The 18,612-nt window shown below is 44.3% G+C and carries 18 protein-coding genes; 9 read left to right on the forward strand and 9 right to left on the reverse strand.

The genetic code is table 11. From position 1 onward, the window contains the following. Positions 1–33: 33 nt before the first annotated feature. Both QEP06_RS02165 and QEP06_RS02170 read right to left on the reverse strand, forming a co-directional pair. The gene (locus QEP06_RS02165; protein WP_285268878.1) at positions 34–2,028 is read right to left on the reverse strand and encodes a S9 family peptidase; all 1,995 of its coding nucleotides are present in this window, start codon (positions 2,026–2,028) and stop codon (positions 34–36) included. Positions 2,029–2,269: 241 nt separating this feature from the next. Continuing rightward, positions 2,270–2,617, reverse strand: a complete 348-nt coding sequence (locus tag QEP06_RS02170) for a phage holin family protein (protein ID WP_285268879.1) — start codon at positions 2,615–2,617, stop codon at positions 2,270–2,272. A 213-nt stretch (positions 2,618–2,830) separates the two neighbouring features. On the opposite strand from QEP06_RS02170, the gene QEP06_RS02175 reads away from it, so the two are divergent. Next, positions 2,831–4,381 carry a M20/M25/M40 family metallo-hydrolase gene (locus QEP06_RS02175; protein ID WP_285268880.1) on the forward strand — a complete coding sequence of 517 codons (1,551 nt, stop codon included), beginning with the start codon at positions 2,831–2,833 and terminating at the stop codon, positions 4,379–4,381. Between the two features lie 72 nt (positions 4,382–4,453). Here the strand turns inward: QEP06_RS02175 and xth are convergent, their stop codons facing one another. Beyond that, on the reverse strand, positions 4,454–5,224 hold the full coding sequence (gene xth / locus QEP06_RS02180) for an exodeoxyribonuclease III (protein WP_285268881.1): 771 nt from the start codon (positions 5,222–5,224) through the stop codon (positions 4,454–4,456). A gap of 72 nt (positions 5,225–5,296) precedes the next feature. Between xth and ku the strand changes: the two genes are divergently transcribed. From ku to QEP06_RS02220, 8 genes are all read left to right on the forward strand, one after another. Continuing rightward, positions 5,297–6,076: a non-homologous end joining protein Ku gene (gene ku, locus QEP06_RS02185; protein ID WP_285268882.1), complete on the forward strand. Its 780-nt coding sequence runs from the start codon at positions 5,297–5,299 to the stop codon at positions 6,074–6,076. Positions 6,077–6,097: 21 nt separating this feature from the next. Further along, complete coding sequence (gene ligD, locus QEP06_RS02190) at positions 6,098–8,650, forward strand: DNA ligase D (RefSeq protein ID WP_285268883.1); 2,553 nt, start codon at positions 6,098–6,100, stop codon at positions 8,648–8,650. Positions 8,651–8,721: 71 nt separating this feature from the next. Then, positions 8,722–9,159 (forward strand): DUF6526 family protein, encoded by a 438-nt coding sequence (locus QEP06_RS02195; protein WP_285268884.1) that lies wholly within the window; start codon positions 8,722–8,724, stop codon positions 9,157–9,159. Positions 9,160–9,189: 30 nt separating this feature from the next. Further along, positions 9,190–9,354, forward strand: coding sequence for a phosphatidate cytidylyltransferase (locus tag QEP06_RS02200; RefSeq protein ID WP_251833280.1), 165 nt, complete (start codon positions 9,190–9,192; stop codon positions 9,352–9,354). Positions 9,355–9,359: 5 nt separating this feature from the next. Beyond that, positions 9,360–10,217, forward strand: coding sequence for a glucose 1-dehydrogenase (locus QEP06_RS02205; protein WP_285268885.1), 858 nt, complete (start codon positions 9,360–9,362; stop codon positions 10,215–10,217). Between the two features lie 31 nt (positions 10,218–10,248). Beyond that, positions 10,249–11,355, forward strand: coding sequence for a DNA topoisomerase IB (locus QEP06_RS02210; protein ID WP_251833278.1), 1,107 nt, complete (start codon positions 10,249–10,251; stop codon positions 11,353–11,355). Positions 11,356–11,390: 35 nt separating this feature from the next. Beyond that, positions 11,391–11,678, forward strand: a complete 288-nt coding sequence (locus QEP06_RS02215; RefSeq protein WP_251833277.1) for a hypothetical protein — start codon at positions 11,391–11,393, stop codon at positions 11,676–11,678. Between the two features lie 75 nt (positions 11,679–11,753). Continuing rightward, entirely contained in the window at positions 11,754–12,260 is a 507-nt protein-coding gene (locus QEP06_RS02220; protein WP_285268886.1) for a YcxB family protein, read from the forward strand. Positions 12,261–12,264: 4 nt separating this feature from the next. Here QEP06_RS02220 and QEP06_RS02225 read toward each other — a convergent pair whose 3' ends face one another. From QEP06_RS02225 to QEP06_RS02250, 6 genes are all read right to left on the reverse strand, one after another. Then, a complete protein-coding gene (locus QEP06_RS02225) occupies positions 12,265–13,095 on the reverse strand; it encodes a hypothetical protein (protein WP_285268887.1) in 831 nt (276 codons plus the stop codon). Positions 13,096–13,240: 145 nt separating this feature from the next. After that, positions 13,241–13,921, reverse strand: coding sequence for a DedA family protein (locus tag QEP06_RS02230; protein ID WP_285268888.1), 681 nt, complete (start codon positions 13,919–13,921; stop codon positions 13,241–13,243). Between the two features lie 169 nt (positions 13,922–14,090). Then, the gene (locus QEP06_RS02235) at positions 14,091–14,699 is read right to left on the reverse strand and encodes a DUF4142 domain-containing protein (protein ID WP_285268889.1); all 609 of its coding nucleotides are present in this window, start codon (positions 14,697–14,699) and stop codon (positions 14,091–14,093) included. Positions 14,700–15,015: 316 nt separating this feature from the next. After that, entirely contained in the window at positions 15,016–16,761 is a 1,746-nt protein-coding gene (locus QEP06_RS02240) for an endonuclease (RefSeq protein WP_285268890.1), read from the reverse strand. 14 nt (positions 16,762–16,775) lie between these two features. Beyond that, positions 16,776–17,378: a tRNA methyl transferase PRC-barrel domain-containing protein gene (locus QEP06_RS02245; protein ID WP_285268891.1), complete on the reverse strand. Its 603-nt coding sequence runs from the start codon at positions 17,376–17,378 to the stop codon at positions 16,776–16,778. A 142-nt stretch (positions 17,379–17,520) separates the two neighbouring features. Then, complete coding sequence (locus QEP06_RS02250; protein ID WP_285268892.1) at positions 17,521–18,609, reverse strand: ATP-grasp domain-containing protein; 1,089 nt, start codon at positions 18,607–18,609, stop codon at positions 17,521–17,523. Positions 18,610–18,612: the final 3 nt, after the last annotated feature.

An 18,612-nucleotide genomic window follows, 5' to 3' on the forward strand; every position in this document is an offset into this window, starting at 1 on the left:
GGCTTTTGAAATCTCAAAAGCCATTTTTTGTTTTTAAAGTGTTTCTTTCAGCCATCCGAAGAATTCGCGTTGCCAAACAAGTGCATTGTGCGGATTCAGCACCCAGTGGTTCTCATTCGGGAAATACAGGAATTTCGCTTTCAGACCGTGCAGTTTTGCCGCCTGGAAAGCTTCCTGGCCCTGCTCGTAAGGCACACGATAATCAATTCCACCCTGAATGATCATGATAGGTTTGTTCCATTTATCCACGAAATTGATCGGATTAAAATCGGTGAAGGCTTTCGGCAAAGGTTTGTCCGTGAGTTTTCCGATATCCCAGTTTGCAAACCAAAGCTCTTCAGTGGTCAATGCCCAGGATTGCATATCGAAAAGCCCGTCATGCGCGATGAAAGTCTTGAAACGGTTCTCGTGGATACCGGCCAGCATAAACACGCTGTATCCGCCGTAACTTGCGCCCACGGCACCCATTCGGTCACCATCCACGTAAGGAAGTGTTTTGGCGTAATCTGTAGCTGCCAGATAGTCCTGCATTACCTGCCCGCCCCAGTCCTGAGAGATCTGTTCGTTCCATTTCGTACCCCAACCTGGCATTCCGCGACGGTTAGGTGCGACGATGATGTAATCGTTAGCGGCCATCAGCGCAAAATTCCAACGTGTGCTGAAAGTCTGCGTAAGCGCAGATTGAGGTCCGCCCTGGCAATAAAGCAAGGTTGGATATTTTTTTGAAGCATCAAAATTCGGTGGGTAAATGAACCACACGCCCATTTCTTTACCGTCCGTGGTTTTCACCATTTTAAGTTCGGTTCGTGAAGGTGTGATCTTTGCGTAATTCTCTTTATTGATGTCCGTCGCACGCACCATTTCACCATTTTTCAAATTTACTTTGAAGAGATCAGCGTTATGATTCATGTCTGTTCTTCCTACCAGAAGCGAGTTTTTGTCCTGCGCATAAATTTCGGTAACATCAAAGTCTCCTTTCGTAATCTGCTGGATCTTTGCATTTTTCGGATTTAATGAAAACAGCTGGCGCGTTCCACGAAATGCGGTCGTGAAATAAATTGTTTTCGAATCTTTTGTCCAGAAAACATCGCCAACTACACTTTCATCCCAGTTTTGCGTGAGATTCTGCACTTTGCGTGTCTTCCAGTCCATGATTTTCACGTCATTTTTATCAGCTTCATAACCGTCGCGCGCCATAGATTGCCACAAAAGCGTCTTGCCGTCGGGCGAAAATTTCGGCCCTACATCATAACCTTTGTTATCGGCTGTCAAATTGGTCGTGATACCGTTCGCCAACTCATAGACGAAAATATCGGTATTGGTCGATTTCGCATATTCAGCGCCGCTTAAAGGTTTGGTTACATATAAAAGCTGCGCTGAATCCGGACTCCAGATGAAATCTTCAGCGCCACCAAATGGCCGTTGCGGTGCATCCCAGGGCTTTCCTTCGAGCAAATCTTTAGCTGAAGACACATCATCAGCCACATTCACCACAAAAACATGGTTGTATTTTCCTTCATTGAAATAATCCCAATGGCGGTGATTGAGGTCTGTGTAGATGTGCGCGGTAGATTTCGGAACGTCCTTGTATTTGTCTTTCCCGAGGACGGTCTCAACGAGAACCTGCTTGCTGAACGCTACCTTCTTCCCATCGGGAGAAACTACGATGTTATCCACATCGCCAATATTGTAAAATTCATTCCACGTCTTTCCAGCATCTTTAGAAATGAAAATCTTACCACCTTCTGAAGCATATAAACCGTTTGCATCCCACTGTATCAGCGATTTTTTGCCTAAATCAAGTGAGGTAGTTTCCGCACTTTTAATGTTAAAGAAAAAATTAGTCTTATTGTTTTTTTCCGTTTTCAAATCGGTCTTCCCAACGGAATAGATCAGTGAAGAATGATCGGGGGAAACGGCGCTGACGCCAATCTTGTTAAGTGTCCACAAAGTTTCGGGCGTCATCACATTCTGTGCGTTCATTAGAAAAGGCGCGGCCAGCGCGAGCAATGAGTTTTTAAAGTTCATAAAGGATATATTAAATGATGAAGTGCTGCATAGCACGACGGTGCTGCACAAAGATAAAAAATTAAGGTACACCTAAAATCGGTGTGCGCAGAATCTCGGGAAACATCTCATGTTCCCGCGGGAAATGATGTTAAACTTTCAACTCTTAGAAAGTGGCATGGAAGCAAAGCAAGCATAGAAGCTCACCACATGGTTACACCGCGCGATTTTCAGGTTAAATCTTAATATTTAAATATTTGATTTAATCATCTGATGACCCGGCGATCCCGCCAAGCAATGACGTAATCAGCGAAAGTGCGATACTGAATATCAAAGCCCACCAAAAGCCGTCAACCACCATTCCGTCAATGAAATAATCGGCGATCAGAATCACGATAGCATTGATGACGAACGAGAATAATCCAAGTGTGATGATTGTCAACGGCAAACCTAAGATGCTCAGGATCGGCTTTACGATAAGGTTTAAGACACCGAGAACGATTGCAAACACAATCGCGGTAGAAAATCCTTCGAAATGTACACCGGACAGAATTTTAGTCAGAAAGAACGCTACAACAGCCGTAATCAGAAGTCGGATAATTAAATTCATAGCTTAATTTTTAATTAAAGATTATTATTGAAAGGTTTGAAATTAGTCATTTCCTTTAAGATTACAAAAATTCAAACACAGCGAAACGTATGCCTTTATGGAAAAAATACAGCACGATTAGCTTTAGGAAAGCCTTTCCAGAACCGATTGCAGCACAACTTCGTTTTAAAACGTGGCTTAAATTTATTATCTTCATCGCAAAAATTATTAATAATGAGACATTACGTTAAAGCAATGATGCTTTCTACGGTGTTTGCCGCAAACCTGAATGCGCAGACCACCGATCCGATGGTGAAGAAAATCATGAATGAGACTTACCAGAATTCGCAGCTCGAGCAGCTTGCGTATGAACTTCTCGATGGCATTGGGCCCCGTTTGGTCGGTAGCCCGAAAATGCAGCAGTCGCACGACTGGGCGGTTGAAAGATTTAAAAACTGGGGCATCGACGCCAAAAACGAGCAATGGGGTGAATGGAAATCCTGGGAAAGAGGAACTTCCACTATCGAAATGGTAGCGCCACACAACCGTTCTATTGAAGGAATGCAACTGGCCTTCAGTCCGGCAACCGGATCAAAAGGCGTTACAGCGGACGTAGTGATGTTGCCAGAATTTACCAGCGCAGAACAGTTTCAAACCTGGCTCCCAACCGTTAAAGGCAAATTTGTAATGGTTTCTCAGTATCAGTCTACGGGACGCCCGGAATATAACTGGAAGGAATTTGCCACACCTGAATCATTTGAAAAAATGAAAAAGGATTCTGAAGCAGCTTCTGAAAAATGGCAAAACTCAATAAAAGCTACTGGAGAAACTTCTCGCACGCTGAATGCTAAGCTTGAAGCAGCCGGCGCGGCGGGAATCATTTCCTCGAACTGGTCCAGAGGTTTTGGCGTGAATAAAATTTTCTCCGCGGGCACAAAAAAGATTCCGGTGGTTGATATTTCGCTTGAAGATTACGGACAGCTTTACCGGATGATTCAGCACAAAACCACACCGAAACTTAAAATCACAGCCAATTCCAAAGACCGCGGAACGGCGCCGACTTTCAATACCGTGGCGGAAATCAAAGGTTCGGAAAAGCCGGATGAATACATCATTCTGTCCGCTCACCTCGATTCGTGGGACGGCGGTACGGGCGCTACCGACAACGGAACCGGAACTATCACAATGATGGAAGTGGCAAGAATTCTTAAAAAACTGTACCCAAATCCCAAGCGCACCATCATTGTAGGCCTTTGGGGCAGCGAGGAGCAGGGATTGAACGGCTCACGCGGTTACGTTTCTGCACATAAAGACCAAATGCCAAAAATCCAGGCGGTTTTCAATCAGGATAACGGTACGGGGCGTATCGCAAATATCAGCGGACAGGGTTTTTTACACGCTTATGATTATTTAGGACGATGGCTGAACGCAGTACCGAAAGAACTCACAAAAGATATAAAGACTACATTCCCAGGCTTTCCGGGTGGTGGCGGATCAGATCACGCGTCGTTTGTAGCGGCAGGGGTTCCGGCGTTTATGCTCGGGTCGCTGAACTGGAGCTATGGAAATTACACCTGGCATACCAATCGCGATACGTATGATAAGATTGTTTTTGATGATGTGAAAAGCAACGTGGCGCTTATCGCGATCCTGACTTACATGGCAAGTGAAGATCCCGAAAAAGCATCCGGCGAGAAGATCAAACTTCCGGTTGACTCACGTACTGGCGAGCGGATGAAGTGGCCCGAAGTGAAAGAGCCAACCAGAAAAGGTGGTTTGGATTAAGATTTTTGATTTTAATTGAAAGACGTCTCCCACGAGGAAGACGTCTTTCTTTTTTATTTAAATTTAATAATTTCATTTAAGTTCGATCCACACTGGCCCATGATCACTGGATTTTTCCCAACCCCGGACATCGGTGTCAACACCAGCCTTTTTGAGTTGGGGCAAAACCTCAGGCGAAAGCAGGAAATGATCGATCCGCATGCCGGCGTTTCGCTGGTAAGCATTGCGGAAATAATCCCAAAAGGTGTAGATCGTTTCATTCGGATACAGATGCCTGATCGCATCCGTCCAGCCCTGACCAATCAGATTGTGAAACGCTTCGCGAACTTCGGGTAAAAACAAGGCATCGCTTTTAAACTTTTCCGGCTTGTACACGTCGTTTTCGGTTGGTATCACATTAAAATCACCTGCGAGTACCACTTTCTTACCGGAATTGATCAGCATTTCCGCATGGGCGTCCAGCCGTTCAAACCAATGCAGTTTGTAATCGAATTTCGGACCCGGCACAGGGTTTCCGTTCGGCAGATAAAGACAGCATATAATTAAATCTTTCACTTTCACTTCAAGATAACGGCTTGCTTCGTCCGAATCATCGCCGGGAAGAGACGTTCTGGACACCTGGGGTTTCCCGATCTTCGAAAGTACAGCCACACCATTCCAACTTTTCTGGCCGAGCCAAACTACTTCATAACCCGCTTCGAGGATTGCTTCCTCAGGGAATTTTTCCTGTGGCGCTTTCAGTTCCTGCAGACAGGCAATATCCGGCTGTGTTTCACTTAGCCAACGCAGCAGTACGGGCAACCTGCCATTCACACCATTTACATTATAAGTTGCAATTTTCATTTGACGATTGTTTAAAGTTTTTTCGTTTTTTGATTGGAAGAGTTTTTGATACAGCCATTCAAAACCACGAGTATGAGAGCAATTTGGAATGGAGCCATCGGCTTCGGATTGGTAAATATCCCTATCAAACTTTACACCGCAACCGGCGAAAGCAATCTCGACCTTGATATGCTCGATAAAGATGACCTTTCAAACATCAATTTTAAACGCGTAAATGCAACCACAGGAAAAGAAGTGAAATACGCAGATATCGTGAAAGGTTACAAACTCGAGGACCGGTATATCGTGCTGACGCCGGAAGATTTCGAACAGGTGAATCCGGAAAAGAGCAAATTGCTGAACATCAAACAGTTTGTGGATATAAATGAGATTGACAGTGTTTACTTCGAGTCATCTTACTTTCTGGAACCGCAAAAAAATGGAGAAGATGCGTACAAACTGCTGCTGAATGCCATGATCAAAACGAAAATGGCCGGCATAGGAACATTTATTTTAAGGGAAAAAGAAATCCTCTGTCTGGTAAGACCCTATGAAGATAAAATCTTGATCCTAAACCGGATGCGTTATCCCGAGGAGATCCGGAGTTTTGAAGACCTGAAGGTTCCTTCTGCGAAAAAACCCAATAACGATGAGTTGGAAATGGCAGAATCGCTGATCAAACAGCGCGCGACAAAATTCGATCCGAAAAAATTTAAAAATACCTATAATGAGGACTTGATGAAGATAATCGAAGCCAAATCAAAAGGTAAAACCAAGAAAATCGAGCCGAAAGAAGAAGTTTCATCAAAAGCGACAGATCTTATGGCACAGTTGAAAGCCAGTCTTGAAGCGGGAAAAGCAAAGGCCGGATAACTGGAATAGATTCATAATGCAATGAAAAACCTCGAAGAATACAATAAAAAGCGCGACTTTTCGCAGACCAGCGAACCGGAAGGCGAACTGAAAAGCTCGAAAGGTAAACTGAAGTTTGTGGTGCAGCGTCACGCCGCAAGCCGACTTCATTATGATTTCAGGCTGGAAATGGATGGCGTCCTAAAAAGTTGGGCCATACCGAAGGGTCCATCGCTTGACCCAGAAGACAAACGTCTGGCGATGATGGTGGAAGACCATCCTTTTGATTACCGCACCTTCGAGGGCACCATTCCAGCCGGAAACTACGGCGCGGGCGTGGTGGAAATCTGGGATGAAGGCACTTACGAACCATTAAAAAAGATCAAAAATAAAAGTGATGATCTGGTGATGCAAGGCGAACTCGAAAGCGGCTCGATCAAGATCGTCATGCATGGCAAAAAGTTGCATGGCGAATTTGCACTGGTGAAAATCAAGAATTCGGAAGAAGGAAATCCGTGGCTGCTCATCAAACATAGAGACGAATTCGCTACCGATCATTACGACGCGGAGGAAAATACGAGCCCTGACTCAAAAGTCTCTGAATATCTTCAGAGCAAAAAAAAAAGTCAAAGCGGTAGTGAAACGCACAAATTAAAAGGTTTTAAAAACTATACACCTGCCCTCGCCGGCGAAAAAAAACTGAAAAATTTCATCACTCCGATGTTGTGCGGAACCACCGAAAAGCCCTTCAGCTCACCTGAGTGGGCTTTTGAGATTAAATGGGACGGATATCGCGCCATCGTTGACCTACGAGATGAAATTCAGATTTACTCCAGAAACGGTTTATCTTACACCGAAAAGTTTAGAAAAATCAGCAATTCGCTTAAGCTTCAGCAGCATGAAATGATCCTGGATGGCGAACTGGTAGCCTACGATGATAAGGGAAAACCGAATTTCCAGTGGCTGCAGCGCATCGGGGAAAACCCCAATTTGATCGTCATCTATCAGGTTTTCGACCTGCTTTGGCTTAACGGGCATTCTACGGAAAACATGACTTTGCTGCAGCGGAAAGAGTTGCTGAAAGAGGCATTGGTGGAAACTGATGTCATTAAATATCACGATCACGTCCTCGAAAAAGGCGAAGATTTTTATCGGCTTGTGGAAAGCCTGCAGTTGGAAGGGATGATCGCCAAGAAAACGGACAGTACTTATCAGCGCGGCACCCGAACAGGCGACTGGCTCAAGATTAAAAGCATGAAAACTGATGAAGTCTTGATTTGCGGTTTCACAGCGCCAAAAGGTGGACGGAAGAAATTCGGTTCGCTAATATTAGGCCGGTATTCCAATGGTGAACTGAAATTTTGCGGTCACACCGGAACCGGCTTCAGTGACAAGACGCTGACTGAACTGCACAAAAAGATGGAGCCGCTGATCACTGCAAAATCACCTTTTTCTGAAGTACCGAAAACCAATGATACCGCAACCTGGCTCAAACCAGAACTTATTGCTGAAATTAAATTTACCGAAACTACCGAGGAGCATATTTTCAGACATCCGGTTTTTTTACGCTTGCGGGAAGACCTTAGACCTGAAGATTTAGACACCGCTAAACCTGAGGAAAAATTAAAGACTGAAACTGAACTTCCAGACAGTGTCCCAATAAAAAATACACCGAAAAAGACAGCGGAGGAACTCACCAATTTTGGCGACGAGAAGGTGAGGCTTACCAACCAAAATAAGATTTATTTCCCGAAAGATGGCATTTCGAAAGGTGATTTGATCGCCTATTACCAAAGCATGGCGGAGTACATCCTACCCCATCTCAAAGACCGGCCACAGTCGATGAACCGTTTTCCTAATGGGATTGATGGCATGAGTTTCTACCAAAAAGATGCATCAGATGAAACTCCGTCCTGGATTGAAACGCAGAAAGTCTATTCAGAATCTAATGACAAACTGATCAATTATATCCTGTGTAACGACCGAGCTACGCTTGCTTATCTGAACAATCTCGGTTGCATCGAACTGAATGTTTGGACGAGCCGTGCGAGCACTTCAGACCAGCCAGATTATCTTGTGCTTGATCTGGATCCGTCTGAAAACAACACCTTTGAAGAGGTCATTCTCACGGCGCAAACAGTGAAAAAAGTCCTCGATAAAGGTGGAATTGAAGGTTTCTGCAAAACTTCCGGCTCCAGCGGAATTCATATTTATGTACCAACCGGTGCACAATATACTTTTGAGCAGGTGAAAAATTTTGCACATCTGATGATGCAGATGGTTCAGCAGGAACTGCACGAAATCACCACCCTTGAACGTGCACTTCAGAAACGCGACAAAAGCAAGATCTACCTGGATTATCTTCAAAACCGCCGCGGCCAGACGCTGGCAAGCGTTTACAGTCTGCGACCCAAAAACAGCGCGCCGGTTTCTATGCCGGTTGAATGGGATGAACTTAAGTCAGGTCTTTCGCCCACCGATTTTAATATTGAGAATGCCCAGGAACGCGTTCAGGCCAAAGGCGACCTGTTCAAACCTGTACTCGGGCCGGGTTTTGACATGCTGAAAGCGATCGGTTTACTTGCAGAATCTTGAAATTTGCTTCGGAATATTCTTCAAATCATGTTTTACAGTGGCTTTGGAAGCATTTTTGATAATGCATCAATATGCAGACACAGAACTACAACAACCACAAAAAGTACTACGCGCCACACCATTTTATTTTCCTGCCGCTGCTGATGATTTTGCTGATCGTAGGTGTATGGAATATTTTTACTGATGAGGATAACCAGTTGATTTGGATCTTATTTTCCGTGGTTGTATTTCTCATCTCATATTTGGCAATCATGCTGCGCCAGCATTATGCACTTGGAAATCAGGACCGCATTATCAGGCTTGAATTTAAGCAACGTTACTTTGAAATTTTTGGCGAAAGGTCGGATGAAGTTGCTGAAAAACTCAATTTCCTTCAAATGGCCGCACTGCGTTTTGCGTATGATGAGGAATTTAAGGTTTTGGTCAAGCGCGCGCTTTCGGAAAATATCTCTGGCGATGAAATTAAAAAAGGCATCACAAAATGGCGGCCGGATAATAATCGGGTATAAAACAATAAACTAACATTAAAAAAATAGATTATGAAAAAGTTCACATTATTCAGTTTAATGACAGTAGCATTAATGACTTTAACGGGTTGCGATGTCATAGGAACCATCTTCGAAGCCGGTATGTGGTGGGGAATTATACTTGTAGTTGCAGTGATTGGTTTAATTCTTTGGCTTTTTACTAGAAATAGAAATTAATTGCAATGCAGAAAGATTCAAAAAAGAAAATCCGTCCCGAGCAGTCGCAGGCTAAACCGGGTTTGGAAAAAAACCTAAAACCCAAACCTAAAAGTCAGCCTGCGCTTGCGGGCGATAAATTATCGGGAAAAGTTGCTCTCATCACAGGTGGTGACAGCGGCATCGGACGTGCGACTGCACTGCTGTTCGCAGAACACGGCGCTGATATTGCGATTGCTTATTTGAACGAAACTGCAGATGCCGAAGAAACGAAGAAAGAAATAGAGAAACTCGGTCGTAAATGCCTTCTTATCGAAGGTGATTTGGGCAACGAAACGCATTGTAAAAAGGTGATCAGTAAAACCTTAAAAAAGTTTGGTTCACTGGATATCCTAATTAATAATGCGGGAACACACTGGGAAGCTGATTCCATAGAAGATATCACCACAAAACAGTTGATGATCACGTTTAATGCTAATTTTTTCTCCATTTTCTGGCTGACCAAAAATGCGATGCCACACCTGAAAAAAGGCAGCAGTATCATCAATACAACGTCGGTTACCGCCTATCGTGGAAGTGACCATCTGATTGATTATGCCGCAACAAAAGGCGCGATTCTTTCCTTCACGCGCAGTCTTTCCGCGAATCTTGCGGAGAAGGGAATTCGGGTCAACGCGGTAGCACCCGGCCCTATCTGGACACCGCTTATTGCCTCCACGTTTTCAAAAGAGGCTGTGGCTGAATTTGGCAGTGATGTGCCGATGAAGCGCGCCGGTGAGCCACGCGAGGTGGCCACTTGTTTCCTGTTTTTGGCAAGTGAAGATTCGTCGTATATGACCGGCCAGGTTTTGCATCCGAATGGAGGTGAAATTGTGGGAAGCTAAGTTTCGGGATTGTGAATAACAAATTAAAATAATGAACACCCCTGAAACTGAAATTGTAAAATCGCTTACACCGGCGAAAATCGTGAAGATCATGAAAGACCCGGTGAAATCGGCGAAAGCCGTGAGTCTTGTCTATACCACAGACCGCGACAGCGCGGGCATCGTACGAAAAAAAAGCGGCAAGAAGTACGCTTACTTCATGGATGGTGAAAGAATAAAAGACAAGGAAGAAATAAGCCGGATCAATAAACTGGCTATTCCGCCGGCATGGGAAAATGTTTGGATTTGCGGCTTACAAAACGGTCACCTGCAGGCTACCGGACTTGATGCCAAAAAACGGAAGCAATACCGCTACCATCCGGTTTGGAATGCATTGAGAAACCATACTAAATTCTACCGGATGGTGCATTTTGGATATGCACTGCCAAACATCAGGCTGAATTTGGAAAAAGACCTTTCGCTTAAAACTTTAGAAAAAAGAAAAGTACTGGCCGTGGTGGTAAGCTTGATGGAGAGGACGAATATCAGGATCGGCAACAGTGTGTATGAAAAGCTGTACGGGTCATTCGGGATCACCACGCTGAAGGACAAACATGTGGAGATTAGCGGACAGAAGATCCATTTTTCATTCAAAGGAAAAAAAGGAATCTATCACGATATAGATTTGAGGAACAGAAAGCTCGCAAAAGCCGTTCAAAACTGTAAAGACATTCCCGGGAAAGAGCTTTTCCAGTATTATGACGACGAAGGAAAACGGCATCCGATAGATTCCGGAATGGTGAATGAATATATTAAGGAGATCAGCGGTGAAGATTTTACGGCAAAAGATTTCAGAACCTGGTCGGGAACGGTGAACGCGCTGATCGCTTTTAAAGAAATAGAGGCCGCAGAAAATGACAGTACCTACAAATCCAAAGTAAAAAAGGCATTGGAAATGGTGGCTGAAAACCTTGGTAATACGCCAACCGTTTGCCGGAAATATTATGTACATCCACTGGTCATCAATCTTTACGAAAATAATTCGATCCGGAAATATCTGGATGAACTCGACGCGATTGAAGTTGATGACGGCAAAGCCGGATTAACGAAAGAGGAAAAAATCGTAATGAAAATTCTGGAAACAGAGAAGCCCAGATGAATTTAAAAATTAAATAAACATTAAATAATACTATTATGAAAATCGAGATTCAGGAAAACGAGATCAATCTGCTCCGTCTTGGCGAAACAAGATCTGAAGCAGAGACTGTGAAACGCGAGATCTTTTTTGAAATTCAGGGAAAGGAATATACAATTTGGGTGATACTTGACCGTAACAATACGGGTGAAAACTATGATGACCCCGAGAATTTCTATATGATGAACAAGGCGATGGTAGATGCGGCACTCGTCACTTTTCTCTCTGAACATCATTTCTACAACCATCGCGACGCAGATGGGGACAGGGCCTCAAACAGTATTTAGTACAATCCCACGAAGCCTGAAACTATTGATTTCAGGCTGTTTTTTTTATGCGTTAATATTTCAAAATCAATTTTGATGACAATAAAAACCCAGGTTTCATTCCGGCAATATGTGAGATTACTGTTTGGCCTTACCTACCAGCGTCCGGTGCTGAAACTTCTTCTTGGTCTGGCCGTTCTGCTGATTTTGTGGATTACGTTCTATTATGCAGGAATTCTGGATTTGCCCAAACCCATTATCTATCAGTACATCACACTTGTGCTGATCCTTGTAGCGCAGCCGATCGTGATTTTCACCACCATCTATACGGTCTATCATTCCAGTTTTCAGATTTGCGAACCGCTTGAAATGGAACTTTTACGCGATGAGATACAGATTCGCGGCAATTCGTTTTATATGGAAGTGAAGTGGGAGAAACTCTTTAAAATCATTGAGAAGCGCGACTGGTTCCTGATCTATCAAAATAGTTTATCCGCCATCATCATCGCTAAAAAAGATATGGAACATACTGAAATCACCGAATTCCGCAAGATATTGCAGGACCTCAAAAAAGTTCCTGTGCAGCTGATGGATCAAATTTAAATTTTTAAATGATGTCCGAAATATGCGCCACCACGTCCACCGGATGTGTCCCGTGCTGCAGACTGTCCATCGCAATGCCGAAAGCCAGGATTTCCTTGCTCAGTTTTTTCCCGAAAGTGTCGATTAAATCCACCAATTCGTCCCTTGTGGCGTCAAGTCCGTTGGCTGCAAAGGTTTCTTCCAAAGACTCTGCGATGTCCTCTTCGGGCTCACCATAGGCTTTCCGCGCAATGACATACAACAGGACGTGATCATCTAAAAATTCCGGTGTCGCTTCTGCGTAGGTCATTAGGAATTCCTCATAATCAAACTTTTGCTTGGCACTGTTGAGCACATAATCTACCACGAGATTGAGTTCTTCATCGCTGAAATCTCCCATTTGGTTTGAATTTTCACCTTCATAGTCGTCATCTTCTTCGAAATCGTCCTCATCGAAATCATCTGTGCTCAAAAATTCATCCTCATCACCCATCACATCCAATTCATCATCAGTTAAGCCGCTGTCAAATTCTGTGGTTTCTGCGGCGTTAAGATCGGTTTCGGCAGGATTTCCATTGGCGGTTTTCTGCATTTCTTCCATTACAAGTTGGTGAAAATAAGCAAACCTGTAGCCGTACGCTTCTTCCAAGTCATTCAGTTCTGTCTCTACTTCATCAAGCAGTTCAGCATCTTCCTCCCCTATTTCTTCGGGCGTAGCAACGTGATTCAGCCAATATTTGTCGCGCTGCAGGATGCAGTATACTTTAAAGATGGCTTTCTCAGCCTCGATTTTGTCGGTTTCGATCAGTGTATCAAAAGCCGTAAGGTTTTCAAGGTAAAAATTCTTATCGATCATGGTATGGACGTTTAAAATTAAAAGGAATTGAAATAAATTGCCGGCGCAAACTTAGCTAAAATAGCTTATTTGATAATATATAAATCGGTCTAAATAAAAATGCCGCGTTCTTTTTCGCGGCATTTTTTATAATGTTCAGAACTGATTATTCTGCTTTGTTTTTCTTAATTTTTGCACTGATGAATTCCCAGATCATTGGCAATATGGAGATCACGATGATACCGATAATTACGGTCTCAAAATTTTCCTGCACCACCGGCATGTTTCCGAAGAAATAACCAAGCAATGTAAGGCCGAAAACCCATACAAAACCGCCGATCACGTTATATTTAATGAATGTTTTATAATTCATCGAACCAATTCCGGCCACAAAAGGAGCAAATGTTCTCACTATCGGGACAAACCGCGCAATGATGATTGTTTTAGGACCATTCTTTTCGTAGAATTCCTGGGTTTGAGCGATATATTTTGGGTTTACGAGCTGCTTCTCACCAATTTTCCAGCCGAGGATTTTCAAACCGATATTTTTCCCCAAATAATAATTTAAAGAATCGCCCAATACTGCCGCAACAAACAACAGTCCCAAAACGAGCCACAGATTGAGGCTGGCCACATCACCCGACGCGCTGACGACACCCGCACAGAAAGTACCCGCGGCAAAAAGCAAAGAATCGCCCGGCAGGAAAGGCATCACTACAAGCCCGGTTTCTACGAAGATGATGAGGAAAAGGATGAGGTAAATCCACAAACCGTAATCTACAATCATAGTGAACAGATGCTTGTCGAGGTTTAAGAAGAAATCGAGGATGCTTTGAATTAATTCCATAATGAGAAATGTAAGTTTTAATGGCAGCAAAAATAGTCTAAAGAAATGGGATTTGAAAAAGTGGGGAAAATCTGTTGCAGATGCTTAAGTTTTAAGGTTTTTCTTCGGAATTAAAAAAAATCCTGCGGACGGATGTGGCAGGATTTCGGTGCAATAAAGGAGGTAAAAATTATTTCACTGCTTCACGCAGTTCCTTTGATTGGGTTAAATGCTGCTCAAGCGTAGGAAGCGTCTTTTCTGCAAACTGTTTCAGTGCAGCATCACTACCCTGCGAAGCTTGTTTTTTGAAGAGATCCACGGCTTTCTGATGATCAGAAACCATCATTTCCGCGAAAGCCCTGTCGAAATCCGCACCTGTTTTAGCTTTCATATCGTCGTGCATTCGCTGCTGTGAGGCGTCCGGAGTGGTTGGCAGAGTAAGTCCGGCGGCGGTTGCGAGGCTTTTCAGTTCATCATTGGCTTTTGTATGGTCGCGGACCATCATCTCACCAAAACTTTTCACTTTCGCGTTGTTACCGTTGGTGGCAGCCAACTGTCCGTGCATCACCTCCATCATCCCGCTTTTAGCGGCTTCCATCGCGAAGGTTCTGTCCTGATCATTTAAGGTACCGCTTTGCGTTGTATCACCTGAAACTGCCATGCTGTCCTGAATCATTGCGGTGTCAGCCGGCATGTTCATCTCCAGACTGTCTGTTGACATTTCGTTGGTAGTGGTTTCATTCTTTTTGCAGGCTGTAAGAGCTACAGCGCATACAATTGCTAAAAGTGACTTTTTCATCTTTTTTATTTTTTAATGTTAACGTAATTGATTATCAATACGCTAGCGCTACAACTATTTTGCCAAATGTGTCTGGTGGCTTCTGAGAAGGCTTGAAATAAACACACTAAAAACCTCTCGAAAGGATAAACGACCAAGCTTCATAGCCCCGGCTGACGCGGCATCCCCCGCGCGAGGCGTAAACCGAGCGCGGGGATACAGCAGAAGACGGGTCTGCCTGTGGAAAGATGCACCCAATGTGTTGCTTCTAAAAAAATTAAAATCAAAAAAAACGCGGACCATAAATGATCCGCGCATATATAAAATGAAATTTAGATTACTTAACAATCAATTTTGCTGATTGCGTTTTTGTGGTTACAAAATACAAGCCTTTCGGAAGATTCTTAAGTGAAATCTGTGTATTATTGGTCACATTAGCAACAGTCTGTACTACCTGGCCAGCCGCGTTGTAGATCTTCACTGTTTCCGTGCCGCTAAGTCCGCTGATGAATACAGCCTGAGTGGTTGCAGGGTTGGGGTAAAGTGTGATTTTCTTCGGTGCGATGGCCTGAGAATCTGTTCCTAACGGCGCATAACAAGACCAGGTAAGGTCATCAAACGACACACGGTTTTGTGTTACGTCATCAACCAGCTCGATGGTAAAGTTACCTTCTACATCAATATTCTGGATGGTAGTGGATTTTGCAGTTTTAGAATATGGAATCTGTCCTTTTACCACACCATTGATCTTCAGAGTATAGCTTCCGTCTGAATCGCTGAACGGCAAATAGGTCTTTACAGTAAGCGAACTGATACCGCCGGAAATAGTGCTCGACTTCAGGCTGCCTTTTCTGATGCAGATTGCGCGGCTTGCACCGTCAATACTGATCTGTCCGTCTGTACGTGCATTGGTGGCGGTCCAAACGATCGATTTACTGCTCCAGGTTCTGTCTGCATAAGATGAAGACGCACTTGGGAGGTTTTCGAAATCCTCAGTTCCACAGCTCGTGCCCGAGCCTGTAGAAGCTGGTTCTGTAGTGCCCTGAACGGTTGCGCTGCTGGCAGAGAGGTTTCCGCTGTTGTCTTTAGCAATCACGTGGAAAGTATACGTCGTGGCAGGGTTTAGTCCTGTAACGGTGGTCAACGGATTGAAAACGGTAGCTTTCAGCACATTGTCTGCATAAACCTCGTAGCTGCCTACTGCATTGTTGTCTGTAGACGCCGTCCAGGCCAGAGAAATACTGTTCGATGTCTTCGCAGTCACCGCCAGGTTGGTAGGTGCAGTAGGCGCTTCTGTGTCGCCTTCCGTACCGCCGCTGAAAGTATCAGGCCAGTTGTTCTGCGCCTGTGGGCCACCCCAGATTACAGTCGCAAGATATGGGTTATCAATAAATGGATTTCTGTTTTTCTGTGTCGCAGCTACCACATTGTTGCGCTGGATTTCGAATGCTGAAACAGGGTCTTCCACATTCCATTTAAGTAGGATATCCGGAAAATCTGATGAGTAGGTACTCGGATTCATCGTAATGTTAAGCGGAAGGCATCGGCCGCCGTAACGAACGTACATGTACATAAGAATTCTAGCCACATCTCCTTTCCATTCGTTTCCTGGGTACCAACCACCACGTGATGTTTTGTACGCCGTAGCGCCTGTTCCGTCGTCGAATAAAAGACTTCCGCGGGTGCTGTTCAGGGTGTTATCGGCCGGTCTCAGGTGATGTCCGTCAGCTCCGGGTCCTGAAGTGCCGAGGTTTGGAGTTCCCTTAGATTTCGCATACACGTGTTCACGGTTCCATGTACCGCCTACGGGACGGCTTCTCTGGTGCGTGCCGGATGCCTGAGATCCGTAGATCAGCAACAGGTTGCCCGGAACGGCCGGATCCACATCGCTGGTTTTCATCAAAGTCTGAAGTTCACTGTAAGAAATTACTTTAGTGTGCGTGTTGGTGATGAGGGTTGCCAGGTCACCTTTCAGGGCGTTACCTGTTTTGCTAAAATTTACTGAGTTGTAATACGCGGGAGCGCTTTGGGCGTGAAGTAAGAATGAAAACAAACTTACCAATAAGGATAATTTAAGCTTCATAATGCATTGAATTTTTATTTTTTGTCTAAAGTGTAAATTTTATCTTGGTAAAAAACCGTCACATTTTCGTCCCGCATTGTCAGCGGAAATAACGTTTGGCCTTGTAGAAAAAGTACGTCCGGGAAAATATATAGTTGTGCCTGAACTGCTTTTTGCAGGGAGTTTGACGACACCGATACCTGCAGTGGAGAATCCGTTTGAATATTGTTAAAAGCATCAAAGCCTGGATTTAACGGCCCGAAAGCCAGCACTTCAGTCCACAGACCCGGATGTCCGCTTCCCTCCCCTACGAAAATACGGTTTTCCTGCTCATCAATGCCGATGACATAAAGCGGTTGATCTTTACCACCTACGCTGATGCCTTTGCGCTGGCCAAGCCGGAAATTCCCGAAACCGGTATGTGCTCCCACCAAAAATCCATCAAACAGCGAATACGCGTAAGGCTTAGCACTGGCATAAAGTTTCTCTTTCAGCGGTAAATCTGCAGGTATGGTTTGGCTGTATAGCGGCGATACTGCGGGAATCTCGACTAATTGTCCTTGCTCATTTATCATTAAAAACCGAAAAACGCCGCGTATGATGATCAGGGTGAAATAACGGGCAGCTAAAGTACCCATTTTTAATTAATATGCAAATGACAGAACTCACATTCTGCCAAATCACGACCAATAGCTGATAAATATTATCAAATAAAGAATTTTTTCCGGCGTAAGAAATCCAAAATTGGCACGAATTAACTCCCAGAAATGGGGTCTGTTATCAAAATTCCGGGAAATTGGCATCGATTTTTTTCAGCTCATGGAAATATTTTCTGCAGTTCCGCATAGTTTTCCAACCTTGATTAAACCGGTAGTAGCGCACACCACGTTTTCGGTGTTCTTTTGAAATTTGATAAAGAATGTTCCAGTGACGCGCGAGGATGCGGCAGGCTTCGAAAAGTGTATTACCATTTCCATAGACGTGATGAGGCTCGGCACCGCATCCGTTGTATTCAAGGATTGAAAAATTTTTACCCTGCTTTAAGTCTTCGATCGAAGCACATTTAATATCATAACGGCCATAATAAAGGGTGTCGGAATACGAACTGATCTCATCAAAAATGGAGACCAGACGAGCATCAATCTCCTGATCAAGACTTTTAAGTGAGCATCCACGACTCAGGTTCAGCGCATTGCTCATGCAGATGCGTTCGCCATTTTGTAACACAAAATGCAGTCTGTCTGCGTGTTTTGCCCGCATTTCTGGAAGCCTGAAGCGTAACTTCGGACACGCTGTCATCAGTTCATATAATGTCGAAGTGCCATCACCTACCACATCAAGGAATTCTTTCCGAACAAAACCGGTAATGGTCCCTTTTGCCTCATTAGGAAAGCGATAATAGAAGACACTCACCTCCAGCGGATACGTCACAAATTCCTGCACCACATAGTTTACAAGCATCGCCTCATGATACAATCTGAGCTGTGCCGCGTTGCTGATGATCCTGAACATGAAACCCATCCGGCCCACATCGGGTTTTACAGCGAACGGATACTGAAAAGTTTCGGAAACTGTCTGTTCCAGCTCACTGAACGGAATATTCGCCTTCACGCCTACTGTTTTTGGATAGGTTGCGGGCGGCAAATGCTCATAAATCGACAATTTGGTCACCCCTTCGAATCCGCCGAATTCAAGTTTGGGATTTGATGGTGTGAAAAACCACCAGGAGCGCGCACGGAAGCAGTTCCAGACCCATATGGGAACAATCGGGACGTATTTTATACGCCAGTCCCAGGTCTCCCAGTGCGCGATTTTGTGTAGAATGGGTCTTAGCTGCATACCAATCGTAAAGATAAATAAAGCAGCCATTTC

Origin of the sequence: Kaistella rhinocerotis, from assembly GCF_030243905.1 — a bacterium.
Lineage (GTDB): Bacteria > Bacteroidota > Bacteroidia > Flavobacteriales > Weeksellaceae > Kaistella > Kaistella rhinocerotis.

Excerpts from the sequence above, each read along its gene's own strand:
- QEP06_RS02215 (WP_251833277.1), top strand. The coding sequence starts at position 11,391 with ATGAAAATCGAGATTCAGGAAAACGAGATCAATCTGCTCCGTCTTGGC.
- QEP06_RS02210 (WP_251833278.1), top strand. The coding sequence starts at position 10,249 with ATGAACACCCCTGAAACTGAAATTGTAAAATCGCTTACACCGGCGAAA.
- QEP06_RS02195 (WP_285268884.1), top strand. The coding sequence starts at position 8,722 with ATGCAGACACAGAACTACAACAACCACAAAAAGTACTACGCGCCACAC.
- QEP06_RS02235 (WP_285268889.1), bottom strand. The coding sequence starts at position 14,699 with ATGAAAAAGTCACTTTTAGCAATTGTATGCGCTGTAGCTCTTACAGCC.
- QEP06_RS02245 (WP_285268891.1), bottom strand. The coding sequence starts at position 17,378 with ATGGGTACTTTAGCTGCCCGTTATTTCACCCTGATCATCATACGCGGC.
- QEP06_RS02200 (WP_251833280.1), top strand. The coding sequence starts at position 9,190 with ATGAAAAAGTTCACATTATTCAGTTTAATGACAGTAGCATTAATGACT.
- ligD (WP_285268883.1), top strand. The coding sequence starts at position 6,098 with ATGAAAAACCTCGAAGAATACAATAAAAAGCGCGACTTTTCGCAGACC.
- QEP06_RS02230 (WP_285268888.1), bottom strand. The coding sequence starts at position 13,921 with ATGGAATTAATTCAAAGCATCCTCGATTTCTTCTTAAACCTCGACAAG.
- ku (WP_285268882.1), top strand. The coding sequence starts at position 5,297 with ATGAGAGCAATTTGGAATGGAGCCATCGGCTTCGGATTGGTAAATATC.
- QEP06_RS02250 (WP_285268892.1), bottom strand. The coding sequence starts at position 18,609 with ATGGCTGCTTTATTTATCTTTACGATTGGTATGCAGCTAAGACCCATT.
- QEP06_RS02205 (WP_285268885.1), top strand. The coding sequence starts at position 9,360 with ATGCAGAAAGATTCAAAAAAGAAAATCCGTCCCGAGCAGTCGCAGGCT.
- QEP06_RS02165 (WP_285268878.1), bottom strand. The coding sequence starts at position 2,028 with ATGAACTTTAAAAACTCATTGCTCGCGCTGGCCGCGCCTTTTCTAATG.
- xth (WP_285268881.1), bottom strand. The coding sequence starts at position 5,224 with ATGAAAATTGCAACTTATAATGTAAATGGTGTGAATGGCAGGTTGCCC.
- QEP06_RS02220 (WP_285268886.1), top strand. The coding sequence starts at position 11,754 with ATGACAATAAAAACCCAGGTTTCATTCCGGCAATATGTGAGATTACTG.
- QEP06_RS02225 (WP_285268887.1), bottom strand. The coding sequence starts at position 13,095 with ATGATCGATAAGAATTTTTACCTTGAAAACCTTACGGCTTTTGATACA.
- QEP06_RS02240 (WP_285268890.1), bottom strand. The coding sequence starts at position 16,761 with ATGAAGCTTAAATTATCCTTATTGGTAAGTTTGTTTTCATTCTTACTT.
- QEP06_RS02175 (WP_285268880.1), top strand. The coding sequence starts at position 2,831 with ATGAGACATTACGTTAAAGCAATGATGCTTTCTACGGTGTTTGCCGCA.
- QEP06_RS02170 (WP_285268879.1), bottom strand. The coding sequence starts at position 2,617 with ATGAATTTAATTATCCGACTTCTGATTACGGCTGTTGTAGCGTTCTTT.